Here is a 24708-nt window from a genome sequence, read left to right as displayed (position 1 = left end):
TGCTGCCCCTGTGGGATTCGCCGCCGACCAAGCCGTTCGAGGCACCGCCCGCTCCGGAACCCGAACCCGTACCCGAACCGCCCCGGCAACGAGCCCGGCCCAAGCCCACTCCGAAGCCCGCACCTCCGCCGACGCCGGCCGTCGACGAGGCCGACGAACTCGACGCGATGGTGCCGGAACGGGTCGTCGACGGCGACTACACGCTGCCGTCCGTCGGGTTGCTCCAGAAGGGCGATCCGCCGAAGACCCGATCGTCGGCGAACGACCAGATGATCGACTCGATCACCGAGGTCCTCGAACAGTTCAAGATCGACGCGGCGGTCACCGGTTTCACCCGCGGCCCGACCGTCACCCGCTACGAGGTCGAACTCGGCCCCGGCGTCAAGGTCGAGAAGATCACCGCGCTGGCCCGCAACATCGCCTACGCGGTCGCGACGGACAACGTGCGCCTGCTGGCCCCGATCCCCGGAAAGTCCGCGGTCGGCATCGAGGTTCCCAACTCCGACCGCGAGCTGGTCCGCCTGGCCGACGTGCTCGCCGCGCCGAGCACCCGCAAGGATCAGCATCCCTTGGTGATCGGTCTCGGCAAGGACATCGAGGGCGATTTCGTGCACGCCAATCTCGCGAAGATGCCGCATCTGCTCGTCGCGGGGTCCACCGGTTCCGGTAAGTCCAGCTTCGTCAACTCGATGCTGGTGTCGCTGCTGATCCGGGCGACACCCGAGGACGTGCGGATGATCCTCATCGACCCGAAGATGGTCGAGCTGACTCCCTACGAGGGCATCCCGCACCTCATCACTCCGATCATCACGCAGCCGAAGAAGGCCGCGGCGGCGCTGGCATGGCTCGTCGAGGAGATGGAGCAGCGATACCAGGACATGCAGGCCAACCGGGTCCGGCACATCGACGACTTCAACACCAAGGTGCGTTCGGGGGAGATCACCGCGCCGCTCGGCAGCGAACGGGTGTACCGGCCGTACCCGTACATCCTGGCAATCGTCGACGAGCTCGCCGACCTGATGATGACCGCGCCCCGTGAAGTCGAGGAATCGATCGTGCGGATCACGCAGAAGGCCCGCGCCGCGGGTATCCATCTCGTGCTGGCCACCCAGCGACCGTCGGTGGACGTCGTCACCGGCCTGATCAAGACGAACGTTCCGTCGCGGCTGGCCTTCGCGACCTCGTCGCTCACCGACTCACGCGTCATCCTCGACCAGCCGGGCGCCGAGAAGCTCATCGGTATGGGAGACGGGTTGTTCCTGCCGATGGGGGCGGGCAAGCCGCAGCGTATGCAGGGCGCCTTCATCACCGATGAAGAGATCGCCGCCGTCGTCGACTTCACGAAGAACCAGGCCGAGCCGGAGTACACCGAGGGCGTCACGACTCAGAAGGCCGGGGAGAAGAAGGACGTCGATCCCGACATCGGTGACGACCTCGACGTGTTCCTCCAGGCCGTGGAACTGGTGGTGTCGAGCCAGTTCGGATCCACCTCGATGCTGCAGCGCAAGCTGCGCGTCGGTTTCGCGAAGGCCGGCCGGCTCATGGACCTGATGGAGACCCGCGGTGTAGTCGGTCCGAGCGAGGGGTCGAAGGCCCGCGAGGTCCTGGTCAAACCGGACGAACTCGACGGCCTGCTCTACTCGATCCGCGGAGGCGGCGGGGACGACGACACGGTCGCCGACCAGGCCTGATACGGATTACGCCCGCCGGTGTGGTTGAATGGACCTCGTTGTGGAGGGGAGTATCCCCGTTTCCGCGGCAGTTCCGTCAACACGTGCGGCAGCGTTGCCGTCCCGGGACTGTCGGTCTGCGCTCGCGCAGGCGGGAGAGACCTCCGGTGCCCTTTCAGGTCTACCGGAGGAAATGAACGTCCATGCATGTGACCCCCCTGGTCTGGCTCGTCACGATCGTGGTGATCGCCGCGCTGTTCGTGTTCGACTTCGTCTCGCACGTCCGCAAACCCCACGCACCCACCTTGCGCGAATCCGGATTCTGGTCCGCGGTGTTCATCGGCATCGCGATCGTGTTCGGTCTCGTGGTGTTCGCGCTGTGGGGACCTCAGTACGGCGGTGAGTACTTCGCCGGCTACGTCACCGAGAAGGCGTTGTCGGTCGACAACCTGTTCGTGTTCGTGGTGATCATGGCGACCTTCGCGATTCCCCGCGAATACCAGCAGAAGGTGCTGACCATCGGCATCGTGCTCGCTCTCGTGATGCGCGGTGCGTTCATCGCGGTCGGTGCCGCCGCCATCAACGCCTACAGCTGGGTGTTCTACCTGTTCGGCGTCTTCCTGCTGTACACGGCGATCAAGCTGATCATCGACCACAACCAGGACGAGGACGCCAAGCCCGACGAGGGCCGTGTCGTGAAGCTCGTGCGCAAGGTGGTGCCCACCACCGACCACTACGACGGCGATCGCCTGATCACCCGGATCGACGGCAAGCGCATGATCACCCCGCTGATGCTCGCGCTGCTCGCCATCGGATTCGCCGACGTGCTGTTCGCGCTCGACTCGATCCCCGCGATCTACGGTCTGACCCAGGAGCCGTACCTGGTGTTCACTGCCAACGCCTTCGCCCTGATGGGCCTGCGCCAGCTCTTCTTCCTCATCGGCGGCCTGCTGGACCGCCTGGTGTACCTGTCGTACGGCCTGTCGATCATCCTGGCGTTCATCGGCGTCAAGCTGGTGCTGCACGCGCTGCACGAGAACACGCTGCCGTTCGTCAACGGCGGTGAGCACGTCGCGGTCCCGGAGATCTCCACCGTCACGTCGCTGGTCGTGATCATCGGTGTGCTCGTCGTGACGACGGTTCTGAGCCTGCTCAAGAACCGCAGCGACGCCAAGCGCGCCGAAACCGAGGACGCGCGCTGATCGTCAGGAGTTGAACACGCCCATCACCGGCTGCCATGCGGTGATGCGGACGGCGTCGACGAGGTCGCGTTGCGCGAACGGGTCCTGGGCCATCAGTTCGCGCGCCGCGGCCTCGTCTGCGACCTCGATGAGGATCAGGGCGCCGGAGCCGTCCACCCACGGGCCCGTCGCCCGGACCGTGCCCGCGTCGACGAGGTCGCTCAGCCAGCCGCGATGCTTCGGGCGGTGTTCGTCGCGCGCGGCGACGGTGGCTTCGGAGTAGGTGTACTCGACGGCGAACAGGGCCATGGTTCCTCGCTGACGTTCGGGGGTTGTCCTTCGGGGCGTGATCCGGACCCCCTCACAGGGTGAGCAGCATCCGGGTGTTGCCGAGAGTGTTGGGTTTGACGTAGCTCAGATCCAGGAACTCGGCGACGCCGGTATCGTACGACCGGCACATTTCGGCGTAGACCTCGGCGGTGACCGGGGTGCCCTCGATCTCGGCGAAACCGTGCCGGCCGAAGAAGTCCACCTCGAAGGTGAGCACGAACAGCCGGTCGAGTTCGAGTTCCCGCGCGACCTCGATGAGCTTGGCCACCACGAGGTGTCCGGCACCGCGGCCCTTGACCCTCGGATCGACCGCGACCGTGCGCACTTCGCCCAGGTCCGACCACAGCACGTGCAGCGCGCCGCAGCCGATGACCTCGCCGCCCGCCTCGGCCACCCAGAACTCCTGCACAGCCTCGTACAGGGTCACGAGGTTCTTCTCGAGAAGGATCCGACCGGCGTAGATGTCGATGAGGCGCTTGATCTCCGGAACGTCCGACGTTCGCGCCCGGCGCACGATGATCCGGTCGTCGGGTTCGTGATCGGGCGTCGGAGAAGTCATGCGGTGAACAGTAGCGGGTGCTCGGAACGATATTGTGGGTCACGTGCCGGTCGGATTGTCGAGTTCATCCCTGATTCCGGGAGAGCTGCGTCCACCGGTTCGCGCTGTGCCGACTTCCGGTACTTCACCACGCTGCATCCGGAGGTCCGCATGAGCACGCCCCGTCCCCATGTCGCCGCCGGGGCCGGCAGCGCCGCCGCCCCGGGACCGAATGCTGGTGCCGCGCACGAGCCCGTGCCGCTGTGGAACATCGCGAACATCCTCACCATGCTGCGGATCGCGCTGGTGCCGGTCTTCCTGGTCCTGCTGTTCGTCGGCGACGGCCACGAGACCGGGTGGCGTATCGCGGCCACGGCGGTGTTCGCGGTCGCGGCGATCACCGACCGCATCGACGGCCAGCTCGCCCGCCGCCGCGGCCTGGTCACGGACTTCGGCAAGCTCGCCGACCCGATCGCGGACAAGGCGCTGATCGGAGCCGCGCTGGTCGGCCTGTCCGTTCTCGGCGATCTGTCGTGGTGGGTGACCGGCATCATCGCCGCGCGCGAGCTGGGCATCACGGCACTGCGATTCGCGGTGCTGCGGCACGCGGTGATCCCGGCGAGCCGCGGCGGTAAGGCGAAAACGCTGGTCCAGACGCTCGCGATCGGGGTGTATCTGTTGCCGCTGCCGGACGCGGTGATGCCCGTTGCGGTCGCGTTGATGGCCCTGGCGGTTCTGCTGACCATCGGCACCGGTATCGACTACGTCGTCCAGGCGGTGCGACTGCGGGCGGGGGTGCGCACGGAAGCGCAGCATCACCGCGCCGAACCGGGCGGAGCCGAAGCCTAGATGGACTCGGCACCGGATCCTCTCGTCGCCGCCACCCGCGCCGCAGAACTCGTACAGGCCCTCACCGAACGGGGGCAGACCGTCGCGACCGCCGAGTCGCTCACCGCAGGCCTGTTGTCGGCGACGATCGCGGGGGTGCCCGGAGCCAGCGCGGTGCTGCGTGGCGGACTCGTCGTGTATGCCACCGACCTGAAGGCATCGCTGGCCGGTGTCGACGCCGATCGTCTCGGGCGCGACGGCCCGGTCGCCGAGTCGACCGCCGCTGCACTCGCGGAGGGGGCTGCCGTGCGCTGCGGGGCGACGTGGGGTGTCGGACTGACCGGGGTCGCCGGCCCCGACGACCAGGACGGGCACCCGCCGGGAACCGTTTTCCTCGGGATCTGCGGCCCGGACGGCACCGTGGTGACGTGTCCCGCGGTGCGCGGGGACCGATGGTCCATCCGAGCCGGTGCGGTCGATGCCGCCGTGTCGGGGCTACTCGCGCGCCTGACATCGGACTCGGCGTTGTAGTGTCTGCTCACCGCGGTTTCGGCGCAGGCTGTCGCGACCGCGGGAACCCGGCAGCGTGTTCGCGCGTTGTCCGGGATAAGGCACGACGGACGAAGGAGGACGCGATGGCACTGTTGTTGCGTGAGGCAATCGGTGACAGCCTTCGGCGCACCCGGGTGTCGCAGAGCCGCACATTGCGCGAGGTGTCCAGCAGCGCGCGGGTCAGTCTCGGCTACCTCTCGGAGATCGAACGCGGACGCAAGGAAGCGTCCAGCGAACTCCTCGCGGCGATCTGCGACGCTCTCGAGGTGCCGTTGTCCGACGTGCTGTTCGACGTCAGCGAGTCGCTGGCGGATGCGACACCGCATCGCGGCCGGAAGGACGCCGCAGCTGCGGCGACGCTCGATTCCGGTGTGGCCGTGCACGGCCCTGCCGGCGATCCTGCTGCCGCACGAATCGCCCAGGACACCCGCGTGGTGATTCCCGCACCTGCGACGCGCGCGCTGGCTGCCGCCTAACATGGATCACGACCGCGACGGCTTGCCGGATGCGGACGAAAGCGACAAATTTTTTCGGGTCACCATCGGGGGGTGACCCGGACCCGACAGGTGGGACCGCCCGGTGAACGGTGAAGGTGCGGCGGTCCGAACCGGTGCGCGAGGGCCGCGCATCGGGTCGCGTTCGGCGCGGCGTACCAGATGGAGGCAGGATCACACCCATGGCTAATCCGTTCGTCAAGGGTTGGAAGTACCTCATGGCGCTTTTCAACTCCAAGATCGATGAGAAGGCCGATCCGAAGGTCCAGATTCAGCAGGCGATCGAGGACGCTCAGCGTCAGCACCAGGCCCTGTCCCAGCAGGCTGCGTCCGTCATCGGCAATCAGCGGCAGCTGGAGATGAAGCTCAACCGCCAGCTGGACGAGGTCGAGAAGCTCAACGCCAGCGCGCGGCAGGCCGTACTCATGGCCGACCAGGCCAACGCCTCCGGCGACACCGAGAAGGCCATCCAGTACACGAACGCCGCCGAGGCGTTCGCGGCCCAGCTCGTGACCGCCGAGCAGTCCGTCGAGGACCTCAAGGTGCTGCACGACCAGTCGTTGCAGGCCGCCGCCCAGGCGAAGAAGGCCGTGGAGCAGAACGCGATGGCGCTCCAGCAGAAGGTCGCCGAGCGCACCAAGCTGCTCAGCCAGCTCGAACAGGCCAAGATGCAGGAGCGCGTCAGCGAGTCGCTTCGCTCGATGGATTCGACTCTGTCCGCTCCCGGCACCACCCCGAGCCTCGACGCCGTGCGCGAGAAGATCGAGCGGCGCTACGCCGACGCCCTGGGCTCGGCCGAGCTTGCACAGAACTCGGTGCAGGGCCGCATGCTCGAGGTCCAGCAGGCGACCGTCCAGATGGCCGGACACAGCCGCCTGGAGCAGATCCGCGCGTCGATGAAGGGTGAGGCCCTGCCGGGCGGCGCCACGGGCACCTCCGCTCCCGCCGTGAACACCGCGAAGGAACCGCCGGCCGCCGGCGCCGCGGGAACGCAGTAATCGGCCCTCGGAACGTGATCCAGAGATGAGTACTCCGGGAGACGGCCGGGTCGGGAACCTTCCCGCCCCGGCCGTCGCCGCGTTCAGGGAGGCCGCCGACGGCGTCGTCGACGCGGCGCGTCGCTGGCATGATCCGGCGGCCAGGTTGCGCCGGAAGAAGCGGCGGGCCCGCCGTCGGGTCCGGATCTTCGGTGCCGCTTCCGGCATGTGGGGGATCGGCACCGCCACGCTCGTCGCCGCGTCCGCGCCCGACTGGACGATCGTCGCGACCGGCGGCACCACCGCCGCGCTCGCGGTCCCCGCGGTCCTGGCGGTCCGCAAGATGCGACGCCTCGACGCGGTGCCCCTGCCACCTGAGCCTCCACGGCGTCGCGTCCTGCCGCCGGACGGTTCCGTCGCCCGCGCACCGATGGCCCGGCTGGCCAGCAACGAGCAGAGCCTCGCGCATCTGCTCGGTGTCCTCGCCCGGTCCCAGGCGGTCGTCGCCGAGGATCTCGACGAGATCGGTGATGCAGCCCGCGCCGCGTCGTCGGCGCTCGAGGCCGTCGCGGTCGACGTCGTCGCACTCGAATCGGCCGCCCGCGGGAGCGCGGCGGCCGGGGCGCAGCTCGGCCAGGCACTCACCGCGGCCGGGCACCGGCTCGAGACCGGTGTCGACCAGTTCGAGGAGCTGGTGGCCGCGGCCGCGCGGTTCGCGGGTGCACCCGAGGGCAGCCGCCCCATGGCCGTGCTCGAACAGCAGCGTGCCGAGCTGATCTCCGCGTCCGACCGCCTGGAGGGCTGGGCGCAGTCGTGGCGCGAGGTCGACCGGATCGAACACCGCTTCCGTTCCTGACGGGCGCCACCCGACGGGCGATCACCGGGGTCGCCGGAGCGATCGGGCTTCCGCGAGGTCGGGGGCGATCAGCGGCTCACCGCCGGCCGATGGTTCCGCCGGAGTTCGGTCTTGAGGATCTTCCCCGCCGCCGACGTGGGGAGCGCATCGGTGAAGTGCACCTCGCGCACCTTCTGATACGGCGCGACCTGTGCCGCCACGTGGTCGAGGAGTTGCTCGGCGGTGTCGGCGTCCGGGACCGTGCCCGTGGTGGGAACGACATAGGCGACCGGGATCTCCCCGGCGTCACCGGCCGGAACCCCGATCACCGCGGACTGGGCGACGGACGGATGGGTCGCCAGGATTTCTTCGAGCTGCCCGGGATAGACGTTGTAGCCCTTGTAGATCAGCATGTCCTTCGCGCGGCCGACGATGTAGATGTTGCCGCGCTCGTCCCTGCGGGCGAGATCGCCGGTGAGGAGCCACCCGTCCCGGAACTGCGCTGCGGTCAGCTCGGGATGGCCGAGGTAGCCGTCGGCGATCTGCGGTCCGCGTGCGTAGAGTTCACCGACTTCGCCGGTCGGAACGATTGCGCCGGGGTCCGAGGGGTCGCGGATCTCGATCTCGGTGTCGAAGACCGGCACCCCGACCGATCCGACCGGCGTGGGGTCGCCGGCATCGAGGAGTCCAGAGCACAAACCCATGGTCGCTTCGGTGAGACCGTAGGACTCCACCACGATCGCATGGGGGAAGGGGGCGCGCAGCGCCTCGAGCGTGGAGGTGTCGATCGGCGCCGCGCCGGAGGTCAGCGAACGAACGGACGTGAACTCGCGGCCGGCCAGTGCCGGTGACGCGAGCAGCGCGTGGAAGAAGGCCGGCGAGCCGGAGAGTTGCGTCGCCCGGTGCTCCTCGACGAGGTCGAGGAACCGCGCGGGGTCGAAGCGGCCCATGATGACCGAGGTGCCGCCGATGATCACGTTGAGGTTCTGGGTGACCAGGCCCATCGCGTGGAACAGCGGTGCGACGGTGACGGCGCACGCCTGCCCGAGTGGTGACATGAAGCCGGTCCGTGCACCAGGGACCTCCTCGAGGTGCACTGCCCCGTCGTCGACGACGGGCACCGTGCCGGAACGCCACGTCGCCATCTGCAGCGCGTTGGCGACGACGTTCCGGTGCAGGACACGGACTGCCTTGGATCGTCCGGTGGTGCCGCCGGTGAAGGACAGATGAGCCAGATCGTCCGGTGAGATCGGTTGTGCCGGTTCGGGTTCGAATGTCAACAGCTCGTCGAGCGGGACGGTCGGCGACGTGGGTTCTCCGGGAGCGGGGGCGGCCGCCGTCGCGGGCACCGCGACCACCAGGCCCACGGTGGGGGCCGCCGCCGCCTCGATCAGCGGGGCCGTCGAAGCGTGCACGATCGCGGCGGTTGCTCCGACCTCGTCGAGCTGATCCCGGATCGCAGCGGGGGGAAGCGTCGGGTTGATCGGCGCGACCACGGCTCCGGCGAGCAGTGATCCGAAGTAGGTCACCGTGAACCATGCGGAGTTGGGCTGGCACAGAGCGACGGCGTCGCCGCGTCGGATTCCGTGCCGGCGCAGACCGTGGGCGACCCGCAGCGCGTGGTCGTGCAACTGGGCATACGTCAGCGAGAGGTCGCCGTCCAGGAGGGCCACGCGGTCGCGGTATCGCCGCGCCGCCCCGGAGAGCAGGGCGTCGATGCCGACCGGCGGATAGGTCAGACCGTCGGGCATGCCGACGGGAAGTCGCAGAGCAGTCACGGATGTCCTTGTCCCGAGCGAAGTGCGGTGCGCTGTGATCGGCGTCATAGAGCGGCCGATCGTTGCCGAGGCTACCTTACGAATGTTCAGTGGGGAAGGTCCGATTTTCCCGAAAATGCGACCTTCTGCGGTGTGGTGTCGGGGAACTTCGGCCTGTGGCTATACGCTTGTTCAGTGAGTATCGGTGCCGAGCCGAACCCGTCCCCGACCGAACGGAACACGATGAGCGCACAACCGCCGGGGCACGGCGCCATTCTCGAGGCGGCTCGTGCCGAATTCGCCGAGCGGGGTTACGCCGCCGCCACCATCCGGAACATCGCACAGCGCGCCGGTCTGAGCCTCTCGGCGTTGTACTACTACTACCGGAGCAAACACGAGGTGCTCGTCGCGCTCCTCGAGGACGGTCTCGCCGCCTACACCGAGGCGTGCGAGCAGGCCCTCGCAAAGGCCGGGTCCGGCGCCGCGGACCGGCTCGACGCACTGGTCGAGGCAACGGTCCGGTTCCGGGCGACCCATCCCGCGAAGAGCACCATCGGGCGGACGGAGCGGCGCAGCCTCGACCCGGAGCACCAGCAGGCCTATCGCGATCACGAGGTGCGCGGCACCGAGCGGTTCAGGGCGATCATCGAACAGGGAATCGCGGACGGCCAATTCCGGACGCCGTATCCCGACGAAGCGCGCCGCACCATCATCGCGATGTGCAACGCGATCGCCGAATGGTTCGACCCGGACGGCGGCGTCTCCCTCGACGAGGTCGTCGAGCGGTACGTCGCGATCGCCTTCACCGTCGTCGAATACCGGCCGCGGCGGGCGCGCCGAGGCGACCGGACGGTCCCGGGCATCGGTTAGTCGTCGACCCCGCGCGCGGAGAGCGCTTCACCCATCGCGTCCGCGGACCGCAGCGCTCCCACGACCACCGGCACCACCAGGGCGCGCACGGAGAAGCCCAGGCCCCGAGCCTTGCGCGCGTCGCTCACCTGCGTGACCAGCTCACCGAGCAGGGGAATGCAGCGAATGGTCATGACCAGCACCAAACCCACGCGTTCCGGATTCACGCCGACCCGGCGCAGCGGCCCCAGGCCGGTCACGATCGCGTCGAGCATGTCCGTCACCCGGGTCGTGAGGGTCACCAGCGCCGCGAGCGCGACGGCGAGCAGCAGCGAACCGCACACCACCACCGTGCGTTCCCAACCGGCCACCACGAGCTGGAACACGGCGATGAACGCGAGCATCCACAGCAGCGGACGTAGCTGGACGAGGGCGAGCCGGACCGGAATCCGCGCCACGGCATACAGCCCCGCCACGACCGCTGCGACGGGCAGCACCTGCCAGGGACGGTCGATCCACAGCGTCAGAGCGACGATCGCCACCGCGGTGACGGCGAGCTTGGGGCCGGCGGGAGCCCGATGCATCGGCGTGGCCGCCGGATGGTAGAGCCCGAGCGTCGTCATGCGACCAGCGACCGGTAGAAGTCGACGGCGGGGCCGGGCGCGTCGTCAGCGACGATTCGGCCGCCGTCGACGACGAGCACCCGGTCGAAGTCGGCGAGCAGATCGAGCTGGTGGGTCACGACGATCAACTGCTGATCGAGGTTCGCGAACGTGTGCGCGATGCGCCGGGCGTTGCGGAGGTCCAGCAGGGTGGTCGGCTCGTCCGCGACGAGGATCTGCGGGTCGGTGACCATGATCGAGGCCAGCGCCAGCAGCTGCTTCTGGCCGCCGGACAGCAGATGGCTGGGATGGTCGTGATGGCCACCGAGCCCGAAGTCGTCCAGGACCCGCCGGACTCGTTCGGCGCGTTCGGGTTTGCCGAGCCCGCTGCGGCGCAACGAGAAGTCGACGTCCTCGGCGACCGTCGGCATGACGATCTGATGGTCGGGATCGGTGAACACGAAGCCCACGCGGCGCCGCACCTCCCGGCCCTTGCGCGCGGTGTCGAGCCCGTCGACGGTGACCGTCCCGGAGCTCGGAACGACGAGACCGTTGATCATGCGGGCCAGCGTCGATTTCCCGCTGCCGTTGGCACCGACGATGCCGACCCGGCGTTCGGTGAGGGTCACGTCGATGCCGTCGAGCACGACCCGTTCGCCGTAGGCGTGCCGAACCGAAGCGAAGCGGATCTCACTCATCGGCGGACGGTCAGTGCGCGAAGTCGCCGGCGGGCTTCGGCGTCACACGTGTCGAGATCAGTCCCGGGTAGGCGCGGTGCACCTGCGCGGCGACCGCAGCCGCCACCACGGCCTTGAGCAGGTCGCCGGGCAGGAACGCCACGTTCGCGCTCAGCGCGGCCCACAGAGTCAGGTCGGTGCGCAGCAGCATCCCGGCGATACCGAAGGCGTACAGCACGACGATTCCGCCCAGGACGTTGATCGCGACGCCCGGAACCACCCGGTAACGGGGCAGCATCCGCGCGGTCAACCAGCCGATGACGGCGACGGCGGGAATCCAGCCGATCAGGAATCCGGCGGTGGGGGACGCAAGCGAGGTGAGCGTCGTGCGGCCACCCGCCAGGACGGGCAGCGCGAGCCCGAGGACGATGACCGTCGCGACCGAGAGCACACCCTTGCGGGCGCCGAGCAGCGCGCCGGCGAGCATCACCCCGAGGGTCTGCAGCGTGATCGGCACGCCCGACGAGCCGATGGTGATCTGCCCGGGAAGCCCCAGCGCGATGATCAGGGCCGCGAACACGGCGATCTGCGCCAGGTCGCGAGCGGGGGTGCGGCGGGTCGACGACACGATTTCTCAGCCTTCTGACGAGGGATGCGAACCCGTCGAGCCTAGGCGCCGCCGACGTGCTGCGCGTCACCACCCCGGTCCGGGCGGGACCCCGAGGCCCCGGCCCACAAGCTGCGGGTATCCACCCATCTTTCCCTGATTTACGGGCTGACCTGGTGTTTTCCGCTGATTTTGCTGTCAGGATCGACTGTGTGCCGCAACTGGTACACCGAGCGAGACGGGAGAGTGACGATGTTCTGGAAGATCGTGGGTGTGGTGGCGCTGGTGTGGGTCGCGCTGGCGCTGTTCGGTGCCCTGTTCGAGCACCTGTTCGGGATCCTGGTGGTCAGCGCGATCATCTTCGGCGGATACCTGCTCTACAAGGCGATCGCGGGTGACAAGCACGACGACATCATGAAGGTCTGAGCACCGAGGTCCGGATCGTTCTCACCTCCGCAGCAACTGGGCCAGCAGGCGTCGCCCCTGTCCGAGCGACACATCGGGGAGGTACGCGTGGCCGACGGCGACGCCGATCGCCGGTAGTGCCGCGGGGTCCGGGAAGACCATGTACACGGGCCGGTACTCCGGCTGGAACTTGGACTTGAACGCGAGCAGCGACCGGAACCCGTAGACCGGTTCGAGGGTGCGTCCGAGCATCTCCAGCAGGGTGTCGAGCGCGGTCCGGTCCACCGAGCCCGGCCGGCCGGCGGCGGCCAGGGGAGCCCCGGACAGGCTCAGGTATTCGAGGCCCTTCTCCTGGGCGGACAAGGCGGCCGACGCGATGAGGAACTCCATCGACGGGCGGAAGCCGTCGGATCGGCGCCGCATGAAGTCGAGGGTCAGCGCGACGAGCACACCGTCGCGATGGACGGGCATCCAGGAGGTGACCGCGTGGACGTGCCGATCGTCGTCGATCGCGAGCAGCAGCCGGACCTCGGGGTCGTGGAGTTCCTCGAGGCCGCCGAGTGTGAAACCCATCTCGGGAAGACCCTTGTCGGCGACCCATTCTTCGGAGATCGCCACGATCTGCTCGGTGACGGCGAGCGGGGCGTCGTGCATGCTTGTCCACTCGGCCGTGACACCGTCCTTGCGGGCACGGTTGAGGGCGGTACGCACGTCCTGGAACTTCTTGCCGGTGAACGCCAGACCGTCGAGCCGGATCACGGTTTCCTCGGCCACCTGCAGGCACGTCCAGCCGTGCTCGCGGGCGATGACGGCGGTCGGCTCGCCGACCGAGTACAGGCACGGCGTCCAGCCGTTCTCGGCGCAGTACGCGGCGAACTCGTCGATCGCAGCCAGGAGCGTGTCACGGTCACCGATCGGATCGCAGGTCGTGAGTGCGACGCCCGAATGCACGCGGTACGCCACGGCGTGCCGGCCGTCGGACGAGAACCAGTAGTGGTTGCCGTTCCAGGTCGTCATCCACGACAGGGACGAACCGCCGGGGACGTGCAGCAGCTCGCGGACCCGTCGCTGCGCGTCGACGTCGTGACCGAGCGCGGGAACCCGGAAGCTGCGCAGCATCAGCACGCAGAACACGAGCCACACCAGCACACCCGCCCACTCGAAGAGCAGTGTCGCTGCGGAGGTCAGGGGCAGCACCGGGGGCTCGAACAACTGGAGGTAGACCGGGGGGACCAGGCGCCGTGGCATGTCCCGCAGCAGGGTCCACGTCCCCGGATCGCGATCGAAGCCGTCGGACAGCAGTGAACCGGCACCGACGTAGACGACGGTGGCCGCCGCCAGGGCGCCGAGGGTTCCCAGCCACACCGGGGGATAGGTGCCGCGGGGCGCGCGGACCTCGAACAGCCGCCGGCTCGCCAGCAGGAGCACGAGGATCGCGACGAGGGCCAGGAGCGGGGCCAGTTCCATGTACACCGAACTGTGCCGGTGCTGCCCGTACAGCAACGACCGGGTCTCGTCCTGTTCTGTGGCCTCGGCGACGAGGCTCGCGGCGGCGACGCCGATCAGCGCGACGTGCGCCCACACCGACAGCAGCCACCCGGCGCGCCGCCCGCGGCGCAGCCCCTCCGCGGACACGAGCAGCACGATCGACGGCATCAGGTTCATCACGAGCGGCCCCAGCCCGGACAGCCGGAGCGCCTGCTGGCCCTTGCGGCATTCGTCGTGCAGAGCCGGGTCCGCACACACGTCCACCAGCTCGCGCGCGGAATAGGGAACCTGGTCGAACAGCATCCGCAGTGCTGACAGCGGGCCGATGGCGTGCGGCGAGAATGCCGCCAGCGCCGGACCGAGCACACTCGCGGCCACCACCAGCGCAACGAGCGTTCGCCGTTCGCGGACGGTGCCGCCCAGTGCCGGGCCCCGCGCCGAGCGTCCACACAACCACGGTCCGAGAACCACACCGACCGCGGCGGCGCACAGTCGCGTCACATCCTGCAGGTGCCCGGCGAACAGTGCGGCCGTCACCAGGAACACCAGCACCAGCGTCCGGATCCGGCGCCGCCACAGGGTGTCCATCACCGCGGTCGACGCCAGCAGCGTGCCCAGCACCCAGGGGAGCGGATCCTCGATCACGTGTCCGTGCAGGTCGATGCCCCAGGTGTTCGGGACGGTCGAGGCGATCCACGCGACGAGCAGCGCCAGTGCCGCACCGAGGCCCTGCGTGACGATCGCGGTCACGACGAACCGGCCCGTGCCGATCCGGCGTTCGACGGGGACCGCCACCGACAGGATCACCACGGTCGCCAGGACGTATTCGGTGAGGCCGGAAGCGAACAGGCCGGACGACCACAGCACCCAGGGGTGCCCGTCCCCGAAGCTCGCGACCCCCGAGGACACCCACCGCGCGAGGTCGTGGGACGGCCCGTGCCGGAGCGAGCCGGTGGCGATCCCGAGCACCCACAGTGCGGCGAGCAGGACGAGCGACGCCGGTGCGTGACGCAGCGCGGTCGTCGCCCGCCTCGCCGGTGCCGCGAGCGCGGGCCGTGCGCTCACGAGGTGAGACCGAGTCGGTGGCTCAGCCACGGCATCTCCTTCTCGAGGGCGGCGGACCACAGCGAAAAGGTGTGTCCCCCGGGCAGTTCCGTCAAGTGCACGTCCATGCCGGCGTTGCGCGCCGCGTCCGTGAGCTGCTCGATGCCGGAACGGTATTCGCGATCGTCGAGACCGACGACGAACGCGCCCGCGCTGTCGGGAAAACGGTTTCGGGCGAGCAGGTCCGCCGGATTGTTGCGTGCGAAGGCGGCGGCGTCCCCGCCGAACGCCTCCTGCACCGTCCGGTCGCGGCTGCCGAGGGTGGGTTCGGCCTGACCCGAGATGTCGAGGAAGGTGGGGTACACATCGGGCCGGACGGTCGCCAGTTGCAGCGCGCACGTGCCGCCGTAGGAGAGACCGCCGATCGCCCAGGCCCGGGGATCCTCGTCGACCTGGAGATTCTGTTTCACCCAGGCCGGAACGTCCACGGTCAGATAGGTCGCCGCATTGCCCAGGTGCGAATCCATGCACAGCGGGTTGGCGAACTGGCCGCCGGTCCCGTCGGCGAGCACCACCACCGGGGCGAGCCCGTCGTGTTCGGCGGCGAACGCATCCATGGTCTGCGTCAGACGTCCACCGACGAGCCAGTCCTCGGTGCTTCCGGGCTGACCCGCCAGCAGGACCAGCACGGGCAGGGCTGGACGCGGATCGGTGAAATAGGCCGGGGGTAGGTAGATGCGTGCCTCGCGCGCCGGGAATCCGGAGGTCGCCGCGGGTATCGGGGCGGAGACGACCGCGCCCGACGCCGGCATGTCCGGCGGTGCGGACCACTGCGCCGACAACGGTGTCCCGTCGACGGTCGTCGCGGTGCGGGCCTGCGCTTCGGTGAGGGGAACGGTTCGGAACTCGGAGAGGCCGAGCGCGGAGCGGATCGTCGGATAAGCATCGAAGACGAGGTTGATCTGGCCGCCCGCAGCCGCGACCACGGCGCACGCGGCGACGATCAGCGCGATCGCGAACGGAATGCGACGGCGGTCGCGCCGCCGGAACGGCCATCGGAGGGCCAGCAGCGCGAGGGCGAGCATCCCCGTCGCCGACCACCAGTACACCGAATGCGGCAACGGATCCGGAAACGGACGCCACACCTTCTCGATCAGGACGGCCGCGAGCCCGGTCACCACGAGGGCGATCGCGAGCGCCGCGGGAACACCGAGAGGCGGCCAGCGCCGGTGGCGGCGGGCCAGGAGCACCGCGAGCCCGAGCGCGGTCAGGCACCAGAACGTCACCGCGGCGGCCGTGGTGATCAACCGTATGCCGAGGACCGCATCGGCGACACCGGACCACGACATGAGCACAAGTATGCGCGAGCACCCGCGCACTGAGCCGTTATCGCAGATAGTGGACGTTATGGAAGCGATACCGGAGGACTGGGGACGCGGACTGGTGATCGCCGCGCATCCCGACGACATCGAGTACGGCGCGGCTGCTGCGGTCGCGCGATGGACCGGCCAGGGCAAGGACATCCGGTACGTGCTGGCCACCAGCGGCGAGGCGGGAATCGCCGGGTTGGCACCCGGGCAGTGCGGGCCGCTGCGCGAAGCGGAGGAACGAGAGTCCGCGCGGATCGTCGGGGTCGAGCAGGTCGAGTTCCTCGGACACCGCGACGGCACCCTCGTCGCCGGCCCGGACCTGCGCCGCGACATCGCGGCCGCGATCCGGCGGCACCGCCCGCACCTGGTGGTCACCGGCAACTTCGGGCTCACCTGGTTCCCCGGGATCCTCAACAGTGCCGATCACCGCGCGCTCGGGCTCAGCGTGCTTGACGCGGTCTCCGACGCCGCCAACGAGTGGATCTTCCCGGAACTGACCGAACAGGGACTCGAACCGTGGGCCGGGGTGCGGTGGGTCGCGGTCAACACCACCGCACCGACGCACGCCGTGGACGTGACCGACACGGTCGACGTGGCGGTCGCATCCCTGTCCGCGCACCGGCGTTATCTCGAGGCGCTCAGCGATGTGCCCGTCGAGGAGCAGGCGCGGGCCCAGGTGACGATGGCGTCGGGACCGCTGCCGGGGTTCGACGCGGACCGTGCCGCCGGGTTCGAGCTGTACACGTTCGCCGGCTGACAAGGGCTTCGCGTTTGTGCCCGATACGACGGTCGGTGTACCGAAATATCGGTCGCCGATCGTCATGTCGGGTGCATCCGGATCCCGGCCACGATCGACAGCGCGGTGACCACCGCGGCGCCGCGGTCACCCGTGAGGCTCGGGAACGAAAACGCGTCCGGCGCCGGGCACCGCCTCGAGGTCGAGGGGCAGCGGCCCGATGCGTTCACCGTCGGCATACGCGGTGATGCCGGGGCAGTCGAGCTGCACCGATCGCGCCCGGTACACCGACACCTCGTCGAGGTCGACGTGGGTGCCGCGGTAAACGGTCGGAAACAGTCGCAGCAGCCGTGATCGGCTCGCCGAGGTCACCACGATCACGTCGAGCATCCCGTCGTCGAGCAGCGCGTCCGGCGCGATCCGCATCCCGCCGCCATAGGTCGTCGAATTGCCCACCGACACCATCGTCGCTTCGGCCTCGAAGGTCTTGCCGTCCATGGTGATCCGGTAGGGGAGCAGGCGTAGATCGGCGAGTTCGGCGAGCGTGGCGGCGTTGTAGCGCAGGTGGCCGCGCGGCCACCGCATCCGATTCGCGCGGTCGGTGACGAGGGAATCGAACCCGCTGGCGAGTACCGTGCCGAACCACAGCGGCCGCAGTCCCGTCGGGGTTGCCCGGCCGAGGTCGATCGTGCGGATCCGGCCGCCGGCGATCACATCGACGGCGGCGACGGGGTCGGCGGGGATGCCCAGGACCCGGGCGTGGTCGTTGCCGGTTCCGGCCGGAACGATGCCGAGCGGAATCCCGGTGCCCGCCAGCGCCTGCCAGGCCAGGAACACCAGGCCGTCGCCGCCGATCGCGACGAGTGCCCTGGCGCCGTCCGCGACCGCGCGGACGGCCAGTTCCGCGGTTTCGGCGGCGGAGGTGCCTGCGATCTCGGTGACGTCGAAGCCGCGGTCGCGCAGGCGACGCAGGGCCGTGGCGCGCACCGCGGCGGCCCTGCGGCCGGGAGCGGCCGGATTGGTGAGGACGGTGACGGAGCCGGTCACCCGATCAGCTTCCCAGGATTGAGGATTCCGCGGGGGTCGATCGCGTGCTTCACCGCACCGAGCAGGTCGAGCCCGAGACCGCCGACCTCCGCGTCGAGCCACGGCAGGTGATCGCGGCCGATCGCATGGTGATGGGTGATGGTGCCGCCCGCGGTGACGATCGCGTCGCCCGCGGCGCGTTTGGCCTGCGACCACTGCGCGATCGGATCCTCCGATTGCGCGCACACCACCGTGAAGTACAGCGATGCGCCGGTCGGATAGGTGTGGGAGATGTGGCACATCACCAGCGGGGGCGTGCCCTGCGCGGTCAGGTCCGAGACGAGCGCGTCGGTCACGGCGCTGCGGAGTGCGGGCAGGCGGGACCAGGTCGTCGCGGTCTCGAGGGTTTCGGCGAGCGCCCCGACCCGCAGCAGGGCATCGCGCAGATGCGGCGCGTCGAACCGGCCGTGCTGCCACGCGCGGGCCGGTGCGGCGCCGAGATCGGTGCCGCCGGACGACGCAAGCAGTGCCGCGACCTCTGCGGCGCGGGCCCGCACGTGCGCTTCGCCGCCCTCGACGGTGGTGACGGCGAGGCAGCCGCCGGGAGCGTCACCGCCGATGTTCTCGTGCAGCGCGAGATTCATGCCGGTTTCGGTTTCGTCCGACAGTCGCAGGACCGTCGGCAGCGCATCGGTCTGCGCGAGGACGCGCAATGCGGCGGCGCCGGTCGCGAAGTCGGGGAACGACCACGCGCGGAACTCGGTGGTCGCCGGCACGGGACGAATGCGCACCCCCACCGCGGTGACGATGCCGAGCGTGCCCTCCGAGCCGAGGAACATCCGGCGCAGGTCGGGACCGGCGGCGGACGCCGGCGCCCGGCCGGCCCGCACGGTGCCGCGGGGAGTCGCGACGACGAGGTGATCGACCATGTCCTCGAACCGCCCGTACCCGGCCGATGCCTGGCCCGCCGATCGGGTGACCGCGAACCCGCCGAGGGTGGCGTGCCGGTAGCTCTGAGGAAAGTGCCCGAGCGAGAAACCGTGAGCGGCCAGCAGCTGCTCGGCCTGTGGTCCGGTCGCGCCGGCCTGCAGGGTCGCCAGCCCGGACACCGGATCGAGGTCGGTCAGGGCCGTCAGCCGGCGCAGATCGACCGCGACCACCGCCTCGAACGGGCCTCGCACCGGATCGACCCCGCCGACGACGCTGGTGCCGCCGCCGAACGGAACCACCGCGATCGCCTCGGCCGAGCAGTAGGCGAGCACCGCGAGGACCTCGTCGTGACTGCCCGGGAACAGCACGGCATCGGGAGCGTCCTGCTCGTCGCGGCTGCGGCGCCGCAGCAGGTCGAGGGTGCTCTTGCCTCCGGCGTGCCGCAGCCGGGTCCGGTCGTCCCCGGCGAGGTGATCGGCGCCGACGACGCGGGCGAGCCCCTCGAGGTGTTCGGCCCTCAGCCGGCCAGCGGTGAGCCGTACCTCGGCCTCGGGAAGGTCGCGCTCGCGGGTGGTGTCGATGCCGAGCGCCTGCTCGAGCAGGTCGCGTACCGGCGCGGGCAGGTCGGTGCGGCGGTCCTCGGTTCCCCACGCGTCCCACGCCATCGGCGGGGCTTGGTCGGGGTATTGCGGGACGAACTGGGAGCTCATGAGTTACAGTTTTACATACAATGTCGATCCGTAACGATGATTCGAGAACCACCGGCCCGCGCGAAGCGCCCACGATCGAGGACCAGATCCTCGACGCCGCCTACACCTGCATGCTCGATTTCGGGCTGCGCCGCACCACGCTCGCCGAGGTCGCCCGGCGTGCCGGGGTCAGCCGCCCGACCGTCTATCGCCGCTGGCCGGACACCCGCGCGATCGTTGCCGACCTGCTCACCCGCGAGATCCGCCGGCTCGCCCCCGAGTCGTCCGGAACCGGCCCTACCCGGCAGCGACTCGTTCACGCAGTGGTGACCACCGCCGGCGCCATCGGCGCCCACCCGCTGTTCGAGAAGATCGTGAACACCGACCCCGAAGTACTGACCACCTACATCGTCGACCGGCTCGGCACGAGCCAGCGCATGCTGCTCGACACCCTGACCGCCGGCATCGGCGAGGGGCAGCGCGACGGCTCGATCCGCCCCGGCGACCCTCGCCGGATCGCCGTGATGGTGCTGCTCACCGCGCAATCGGTGGTCCAGTCGGCGCGTGCGGTCGCCGACACCGCGCCCCGCGACGACATGCTGACGGAACTCGGTTACGCCGTGGACGCCTACCTGGCCCCCAACCCCGAAGGAACACCGTGACCGGACCCGGATCCGCCGCGCTGTCCGCGCCGCGCCGACACCGCGAACTCGAGCGGCTCGCCGACGACCCCGCCGTCGACGTCCTGGTGATCGGCGGCGGGGTCACCGGCGCCGGAGTCGCCCTCGACGCCGCCGCCCGGGGCCTGAGCACCGTCCTGGTCGAACGGCACGATCTCGCGTTCGGGACCAGTCGGTGGAGTTCGAAACTCGTCCACGGCGGACTGCGGTACCTCGCGACCGGCAACGTGGGGATCGCACACGAGAGTGCCGTCGAACGCGGCATCCTCATGACCGTCACAGCGCCACACCTGATCCGGCCCATGCCTCAACTGGTCCCGTTGCTCCCGTCCGTCGGACGCGGCGAATCCGCGCTGGTCCGCACCGGTTTCCTCGCCGGCGACGCACTGCGCGCGGTCGCCCGCACTCCCGCCGCGCTGCTGCCGCGGTCCCGCCGGGTGGCCGCCGGCCGTGCCGCCGCCCTCGTCCCCGCGGTGCGGCGCGACGGCCTCCGCGGGGGCCTGCTCGCCCACGACGGGCAGCTCGTCGACGACGCGCGGCTCGTCGTCGCGCTCGCCCGCACCGCCGCGACCTTCGGTGCCCGCATCCTCACCCGCGTGTCCGCGCATGCTGCCACCGCCGAGACGGCCGTCCTGCGCGACGAGATCACCGGCGGCGAGTTCACGGTGCGTGCCCGCGCGGTGATCAACGCGGCGGGAGTGTGGGCGGGCCACGTCGATCCCTCGATCACGCTGCGCCCCAGCAGGGGCACCCATCTGGTCCTCGACGCGGCCGCCCTCGGGCATCCCACCGCAGCGCTCACCGTCCCGATTCCCGGCGCGACGAACCGGTTCGTGTTCGCCCTGCCCGCTCAGCTCGGCCGCGTCTATCTCGGTCTCACCGACGAGGACGCACCCGGCGAGATTCCGGACGTCCCGCACGCGACCGACACCGAGGTGGAGTTCCTGCTCGACACCGTCAACACGGCACTCGCCACCGAGCTGACACGGGCCGATGTACTCGCCACCTATTCCGGGCTGCGCCCGTTGCTTCAGCAGGCCGGGGGCGGCGCCACCGCGGACCTGTCCCGGCAGCACGCGGTCGTCCGCGCCGAAGGCCGTCCGATCGGCATCGTCGGCGGCAAGCTGACCACCTACCGGAAGATGGCGCAGGACGCGGTGGACGCGGCCGTCGCCACCACCGGGCTGCCCGCCGGTCCCTGCAACACCCACCGGATCCCGCTGGTCGGTGCCGCGGACCGCACGGCGCTGTCGCGGCTCACCGCGCCGGAATCCCTGGTGCGTCGTCACGGGACCGAGGCCGCGCTGCTCGCCGCCGACCCCGGGCGACTGCATCCCGTCGTACCCGGACTCGATGTGTGCCGCGCCGAATTCGACTTCGCGATCACGCACGAAGGGGCGCTCGACGCCGGCGACATCCTCGACCGCCGCACCCGCATCGGCCTCGTCCCCGCCGACCGGGAGGCGGCGCACGAGGCGGCGCTGTCCGTGCTCGCCGACCACGGACTCGACTAATGGGAGGTACCAAGCCTGGCCGTCCGGCAGACTTGGGCACCTGGTAACCGCTGGTGGATGAGCACTCTTCTCGACCGGACCGAGTGCCGAGTCCTGACGTCAGACCGTGCCTCCACCGGCGCACCAGGAGGTCTGCATCGCTGATGGGATGTCGTGCCCGGCCACGGTCGTGAGCACTCGACCATTAGTCCGCGAACCGACTGACCGGGGACGGTGGGCCGGGCCGCGTGATGTGGCAGGCTGTGCCGATGCGAGTTGCGGTGGTGGCCGGACCGGATGCCGGACATGCGATCCCGGCGATCGAACTGTGCCGGCGGCTGGCGGACGCCGGAGACGATCCGATCCTGTTCACCGGTGAGCGCTGGCTGGGCACGGAGTTGCCCGGCGTCACGTTCGCGCTGCTCGCGGGACTCGATCCGAGGCCCGGCGACGACGACAGCGACGCCGGGGCCAAGCTCCACGCCCGCGCCGCGCACATCGCGACCGAACTCCTGCCGGATCTGAGTGCGCTGCTACCGGACCTGGTCGTCTCCGATGTCATCACCGCCGGCGGGGGAATGGCCGCCGAACGGCTCGGCATCCCCTGGATCGAGCTGTCCCCGCACCCGCTGTACCTGCCCTCCCGGGGTCTGCCGCCGATCGGCAGCGGTCTCGCGCCCGGCCGCGGGATTCGTGGCCGGGCCAGGGACGCGCTGCTGCGCCGCATGACCGCGCGTTCGGTGCGCCGGGGAGACCGCGAACGCGGCGTCGCACGGCTGGGCATCGGGCTGCCCGAACAGGACCCGGGGCCCGCAGCGCGCCTGATCGCGACCCTGCCCGCCCTCGAGGTACCGAGACCCGATTGGCCCGGCAACGCGCACCTGGTGGGTCCGCTGCTGTGGGAACCGACGGAGACGGTGCTCACCCCGCCACCCGGCCCCGGGCCGCTGGTGATGGTCGCCCCGTCCACGGCGACCACGGGGGTGGTGGGCATGCTCGACGCCGTGTGCACCGCGCTGGACGGGACGGGGATGCGCGTCGCGGCGACCATGCTCGACGGAGCGGACGGGGTACTGCCGGACTGGGCGGTCGCGGGACGGGGCCGTCAGGACGCCCTGCTCGGGCAGGCCGACGTCGTCGTGTGCGGCGGTGGCCACGGGATGCTCGCCAAGGCGTTGGGTGCCGGAGTGCCGGCGGTGATCGTGCCCGGCGGCGGTGACCAGTGGGAACTGGCCAATCGGGCGGCCCGGCAGGGTAGTGCGCTGGTGGTGCGCCCGCTCGATCCGGCCGCGGTGCGCACCGCGATCGAGACGATCCTGAGCGAGAAGCGTTTCGCGGCGGCGGCCCGCAGCGCCGCCGCGACCGCGGGCCGGGTCGAGGATCCGGTGCAGGTCTGCCGGACCGTGGCCGCGGCCTGAACCCGCCGGTGGGGACGTTGCCCCACCGTTTCGACGTGAGGCGCCGCCGCCCACTACCGTGGGCGGGGTGCGATTGACGGAATTCCACGAGCTCGTCCGGATCGAATTCGGGCAGCTCCACGGCGACGCGTTGCTCCGCGACCACGTGATCCTCTCGCTCGGTGGTCTCACGCCGGCCGAGGCGATCGAAGCAGGTCAGGAGCCGCGGGAGGTGTGGCGGGCCCTGTGCGAGGAGTTCGACGTGCCACCCTCCCGTCGTTGACGGGACGAGCCGGAACGCACCGTTCGAACAATTGTTCGCCTATGCTGGTGTCGTGCACGGTGGCGTAGTTGTCCACAGGCGGCGGATCGATCCACAGATCCGGCGGCTCACCGGTCGCCACGACGAACTTGTCGGTGCCGGGCTCTAACGTCGTCGACAAGCAGGACGAGATTCGATGAAGGGGACCACGATGGCAGCACAGGCACACGACCGCGAGAAGGCACTCGAGCTCGCCCTCGCACAGATCGACAAGAGCTTCGGCAAGGGCTCCGTGATGCGACTGGGGGAGGAAGCCCACCAGCCGATCGCGGTGATCCCGACGGGATCGATCGCACTCGACGTCGCACTCGGTATCGGCGGTCTGCCGCGGGGCCGCGTCGTCGAGATCTACGGACCGGAATCCTCCGGTAAGACCACGGTGGCGCTGCACGCGGTCGCCAATGCGCAGGCCAGCGGGGGCATCGCCGCGTTCATCGACGCCGAGCACGCGCTCGATCCCGAGTACGCCCGCAAGCTCGGTGTCGACACCGACGCGCTGCTGGTGTCCCAGCCGGACACCGGTGAACAGGCACTCGAGATCGCGGACATGCTGATCCGCTCCGGCGCGCTCGACATCATCGTCGTGGACTCGGTCGCGGCGCTCGTGCCTCGCGCCGAGATCGAGGGCGAGATGGGCGACAGCCATGTCGGTCTGCAGGCCCGGCTCATGAGCCAGGCGCTGCGCAAGATGACCGGTGCGCTCAACAACTCCGGCACCACCGCGATCTTCATCAACCAGTTGCGCGAGAAGATCGGCGTCATGTTCGGTTCTCCCGAAACCACCACGGGCGGTAAGGCTCTGAAGTTCTACGCCTCCGTCCGGCTGGACGTGCGGCGGATCGAGACGCTCAAGGACGGCGGCGACGCCGTCGGCAACCGCACTCGCGTCAAGGTCGTCAAGAACAAGGTTTCGCCGCCGTTCAAGCAGGCGGAGTTCGACATCCTCTACGGCCAGGGCATCTCCAAGGAGGGCTCGCTCATCGACATGGGTGTCGAGCAGGGCATCGTCCGCAAGTCCGGATCCTGGTACACGTACGAGGGCGATCAGCTCGGTCAGGGCAAGGAGAACGCCCGCAAGTTCCTGCTCGAGAACACCGACATCCGCGACGAGATCGAGAAGAAGATCAAGGAGAAGCTCGGCATCGGTGCCGTCGTCACCGACGAGGGCGAGGAAGCCGCCGACTTCTGACGCACGACTGCGTCGGGTGGTGGGTACGGTCCACGGCCGTAC

The 24708-nt window shown here is 69.9% G+C and carries 24 protein-coding genes and 1 pseudogene; 15 read left to right on the top strand and 10 right to left on the bottom strand.

Annotated features, from left to right (window positions below; genetic code table 11):
* Positions 1–127: 127 nt before the first annotated feature.
* Both A8G15_RS32515 and A8G15_RS17855 read left to right on the top strand, forming a co-directional pair.
* Positions 128–1691: pseudogene (locus A8G15_RS32515) on the top strand (DNA translocase FtsK); the annotation flags it as partial.
* Positions 1692–1873: 182 nt separating this feature from the next.
* The gene (locus tag A8G15_RS17855) at positions 1874–2872 is read left to right on the top strand and encodes a TerC family protein (protein WP_068162340.1); all 999 of its coding nucleotides are present in this window, start codon (positions 1874–1876) and stop codon (positions 2870–2872) included.
* A gap of 3 nt (positions 2873–2875) precedes the next feature.
* Here the strand turns inward: A8G15_RS17855 and A8G15_RS17850 are convergent, their stop codons facing one another.
* Positions 2876–3160 (bottom strand): YciI family protein, encoded by a 285-nt coding sequence (locus A8G15_RS17850; protein ID WP_068162338.1) that lies wholly within the window; start codon positions 3158–3160, stop codon positions 2876–2878.
* Between the two features lie 52 nt (positions 3161–3212).
* Positions 3213–3740, bottom strand: a complete 528-nt coding sequence (locus A8G15_RS17845; RefSeq protein ID WP_068162335.1) for an amino-acid N-acetyltransferase — start codon at positions 3738–3740, stop codon at positions 3213–3215.
* 150 nt (positions 3741–3890) lie between these two features.
* Between A8G15_RS17845 and pgsA the strand changes: the two genes are divergently transcribed.
* The 5 genes from pgsA to pspM all read left to right on the top strand — a co-directional run bounded on the left by pgsA (position 3891) and on the right by pspM (position 7426).
* A complete protein-coding gene (gene pgsA, locus A8G15_RS17840; RefSeq protein WP_068162332.1) occupies positions 3891–4568 on the top strand; it encodes a CDP-diacylglycerol--glycerol-3-phosphate 3-phosphatidyltransferase in 678 nt (225 codons plus the stop codon).
* A complete protein-coding gene (locus tag A8G15_RS17835) occupies positions 4569–5078 on the top strand; it encodes a CinA family protein (RefSeq protein ID WP_068162330.1) in 510 nt (169 codons plus the stop codon). It begins immediately after the preceding gene.
* A gap of 104 nt (positions 5079–5182) precedes the next feature.
* Positions 5183–5575 (top strand): helix-turn-helix domain-containing protein, encoded by a 393-nt coding sequence (locus A8G15_RS17830; protein ID WP_068162327.1) that lies wholly within the window; start codon positions 5183–5185, stop codon positions 5573–5575.
* Between the two features lie 200 nt (positions 5576–5775).
* A complete protein-coding gene (locus tag A8G15_RS17825; RefSeq protein WP_068162325.1) occupies positions 5776–6591 on the top strand; it encodes a PspA/IM30 family protein in 816 nt (271 codons plus the stop codon).
* A gap of 25 nt (positions 6592–6616) precedes the next feature.
* Entirely contained in the window at positions 6617–7426 is an 810-nt protein-coding gene (gene pspM / locus A8G15_RS17820) for a phage shock envelope stress response protein PspM (RefSeq protein WP_068162321.1), read from the top strand.
* 68 nt (positions 7427–7494) lie between these two features.
* Here pspM and A8G15_RS17815 read toward each other — a convergent pair whose 3' ends face one another.
* Positions 7495–9183: a class I adenylate-forming enzyme family protein gene (locus A8G15_RS17815; RefSeq protein WP_245687884.1), complete on the bottom strand. Its 1689-nt coding sequence runs from the start codon at positions 9181–9183 to the stop codon at positions 7495–7497.
* A gap of 174 nt (positions 9184–9357) precedes the next feature.
* On the opposite strand from A8G15_RS17815, the gene A8G15_RS17810 reads away from it, so the two are divergent.
* The gene (locus A8G15_RS17810) at positions 9358–10032 is read left to right on the top strand and encodes a TetR/AcrR family transcriptional regulator (protein WP_082899970.1); all 675 of its coding nucleotides are present in this window, start codon (positions 9358–9360) and stop codon (positions 10030–10032) included.
* Here the strand turns inward: A8G15_RS17810 and A8G15_RS17805 are convergent.
* From A8G15_RS17805 to A8G15_RS17795, 3 genes are read right to left on the bottom strand one after another with little or no spacing between them, the layout of a single operon-like run.
* Positions 10029–10634, bottom strand: a complete 606-nt coding sequence (locus A8G15_RS17805; protein WP_068162315.1) for an energy-coupling factor transporter transmembrane component T family protein — start codon at positions 10632–10634, stop codon at positions 10029–10031. The two genes, A8G15_RS17810 and A8G15_RS17805, sit on opposite strands and share 4 nt — an antisense overlap.
* Positions 10631–11311 (bottom strand): energy-coupling factor ABC transporter ATP-binding protein, encoded by a 681-nt coding sequence (locus tag A8G15_RS17800; RefSeq protein WP_068162313.1) that lies wholly within the window; start codon positions 11309–11311, stop codon positions 10631–10633. Before A8G15_RS17800 ends, A8G15_RS17805 begins: the two co-directional genes overlap by 4 nt.
* Before the next feature lie 10 nt (positions 11312–11321).
* Entirely contained in the window at positions 11322–11918 is a 597-nt protein-coding gene (locus tag A8G15_RS17795) for a biotin transporter BioY (RefSeq protein WP_068162310.1), read from the bottom strand.
* A gap of 231 nt (positions 11919–12149) precedes the next feature.
* On the opposite strand from A8G15_RS17795, the gene A8G15_RS31140 reads away from it, so the two are divergent.
* A complete protein-coding gene (locus A8G15_RS31140) occupies positions 12150–12323 on the top strand; it encodes a hypothetical protein (RefSeq protein ID WP_169833906.1) in 174 nt (57 codons plus the stop codon).
* Between the two features lie 21 nt (positions 12324–12344).
* Here A8G15_RS31140 and A8G15_RS17785 read toward each other — a convergent pair whose 3' ends face one another.
* Positions 12345–14855 carry a bifunctional lysylphosphatidylglycerol flippase/synthetase MprF gene (locus tag A8G15_RS17785; RefSeq protein WP_068162304.1) on the bottom strand — a complete coding sequence of 837 codons (2511 nt, stop codon included), beginning with the start codon at positions 14853–14855 and terminating at the stop codon, positions 12345–12347.
* On the bottom strand, positions 14852–16183 hold the full coding sequence (locus A8G15_RS17780; RefSeq protein ID WP_068162474.1) for an alpha/beta hydrolase: 1332 nt from the start codon (positions 16181–16183) through the stop codon (positions 14852–14854). The genes A8G15_RS17785 and A8G15_RS17780 overlap by 4 nt, the downstream gene beginning before the upstream one ends.
* Before the next feature lie 58 nt (positions 16184–16241).
* Here A8G15_RS17780 and A8G15_RS17775 point away from each other — a divergent pair, with 58 nt between their 5' ends.
* A complete protein-coding gene (locus tag A8G15_RS17775) occupies positions 16242–16961 on the top strand; it encodes a PIG-L deacetylase family protein (RefSeq protein ID WP_068162301.1) in 720 nt (239 codons plus the stop codon).
* Positions 16962–17087: 126 nt separating this feature from the next.
* Here A8G15_RS17775 and A8G15_RS17770 read toward each other — a convergent pair whose 3' ends face one another.
* A complete protein-coding gene (locus A8G15_RS17770) occupies positions 17088–17987 on the bottom strand; it encodes a diacylglycerol kinase (protein WP_068162298.1) in 900 nt (299 codons plus the stop codon).
* Positions 17984–19606, bottom strand: a complete 1623-nt coding sequence (locus A8G15_RS17765; protein WP_068162295.1) for an FAD-binding oxidoreductase — start codon at positions 19604–19606, stop codon at positions 17984–17986. The genes A8G15_RS17770 and A8G15_RS17765 overlap by 4 nt, the downstream gene beginning before the upstream one ends.
* A gap of 20 nt (positions 19607–19626) precedes the next feature.
* Here A8G15_RS17765 and A8G15_RS17760 point away from each other — a divergent pair, with 20 nt between their 5' ends.
* From A8G15_RS17760 to recA, 5 genes are all read left to right on the top strand, one after another.
* A complete protein-coding gene (locus tag A8G15_RS17760) occupies positions 19627–20247 on the top strand; it encodes a TetR/AcrR family transcriptional regulator (RefSeq protein WP_068162293.1) in 621 nt (206 codons plus the stop codon).
* A complete protein-coding gene (locus A8G15_RS17755; protein WP_068162291.1) occupies positions 20244–21779 on the top strand; it encodes a glycerol-3-phosphate dehydrogenase/oxidase in 1536 nt (511 codons plus the stop codon). The genes A8G15_RS17760 and A8G15_RS17755 overlap by 4 nt, the downstream gene beginning before the upstream one ends.
* 248 nt (positions 21780–22027) lie before the next feature.
* Positions 22028–23176, top strand: a complete 1149-nt coding sequence (locus tag A8G15_RS17750) for a glycosyltransferase (protein WP_211270189.1) — start codon at positions 22028–22030, stop codon at positions 23174–23176.
* Positions 23177–23243: 67 nt separating this feature from the next.
* Positions 23244–23438 carry a DUF3046 domain-containing protein gene (locus A8G15_RS17745; RefSeq protein ID WP_068162470.1) on the top strand — a complete coding sequence of 65 codons (195 nt, stop codon included), beginning with the start codon at positions 23244–23246 and terminating at the stop codon, positions 23436–23438.
* A gap of 190 nt (positions 23439–23628) precedes the next feature.
* Entirely contained in the window at positions 23629–24666 is a 1038-nt protein-coding gene (gene recA, locus A8G15_RS17740) for a recombinase RecA (RefSeq protein ID WP_068162285.1), read from the top strand.
* The last annotated feature ends 42 nt before the right edge of the window (positions 24667–24708 follow it).

Source organism: Rhodococcus phenolicus, from assembly GCF_001646785.1.
GTDB lineage: Bacteria > Actinomycetota > Actinomycetes > Mycobacteriales > Mycobacteriaceae > Rhodococcus > Rhodococcus phenolicus.
The sequence above is the reverse complement of the archived record's forward strand: the minus strand, read 5'-3'. Positions and strand labels throughout refer to the sequence as shown.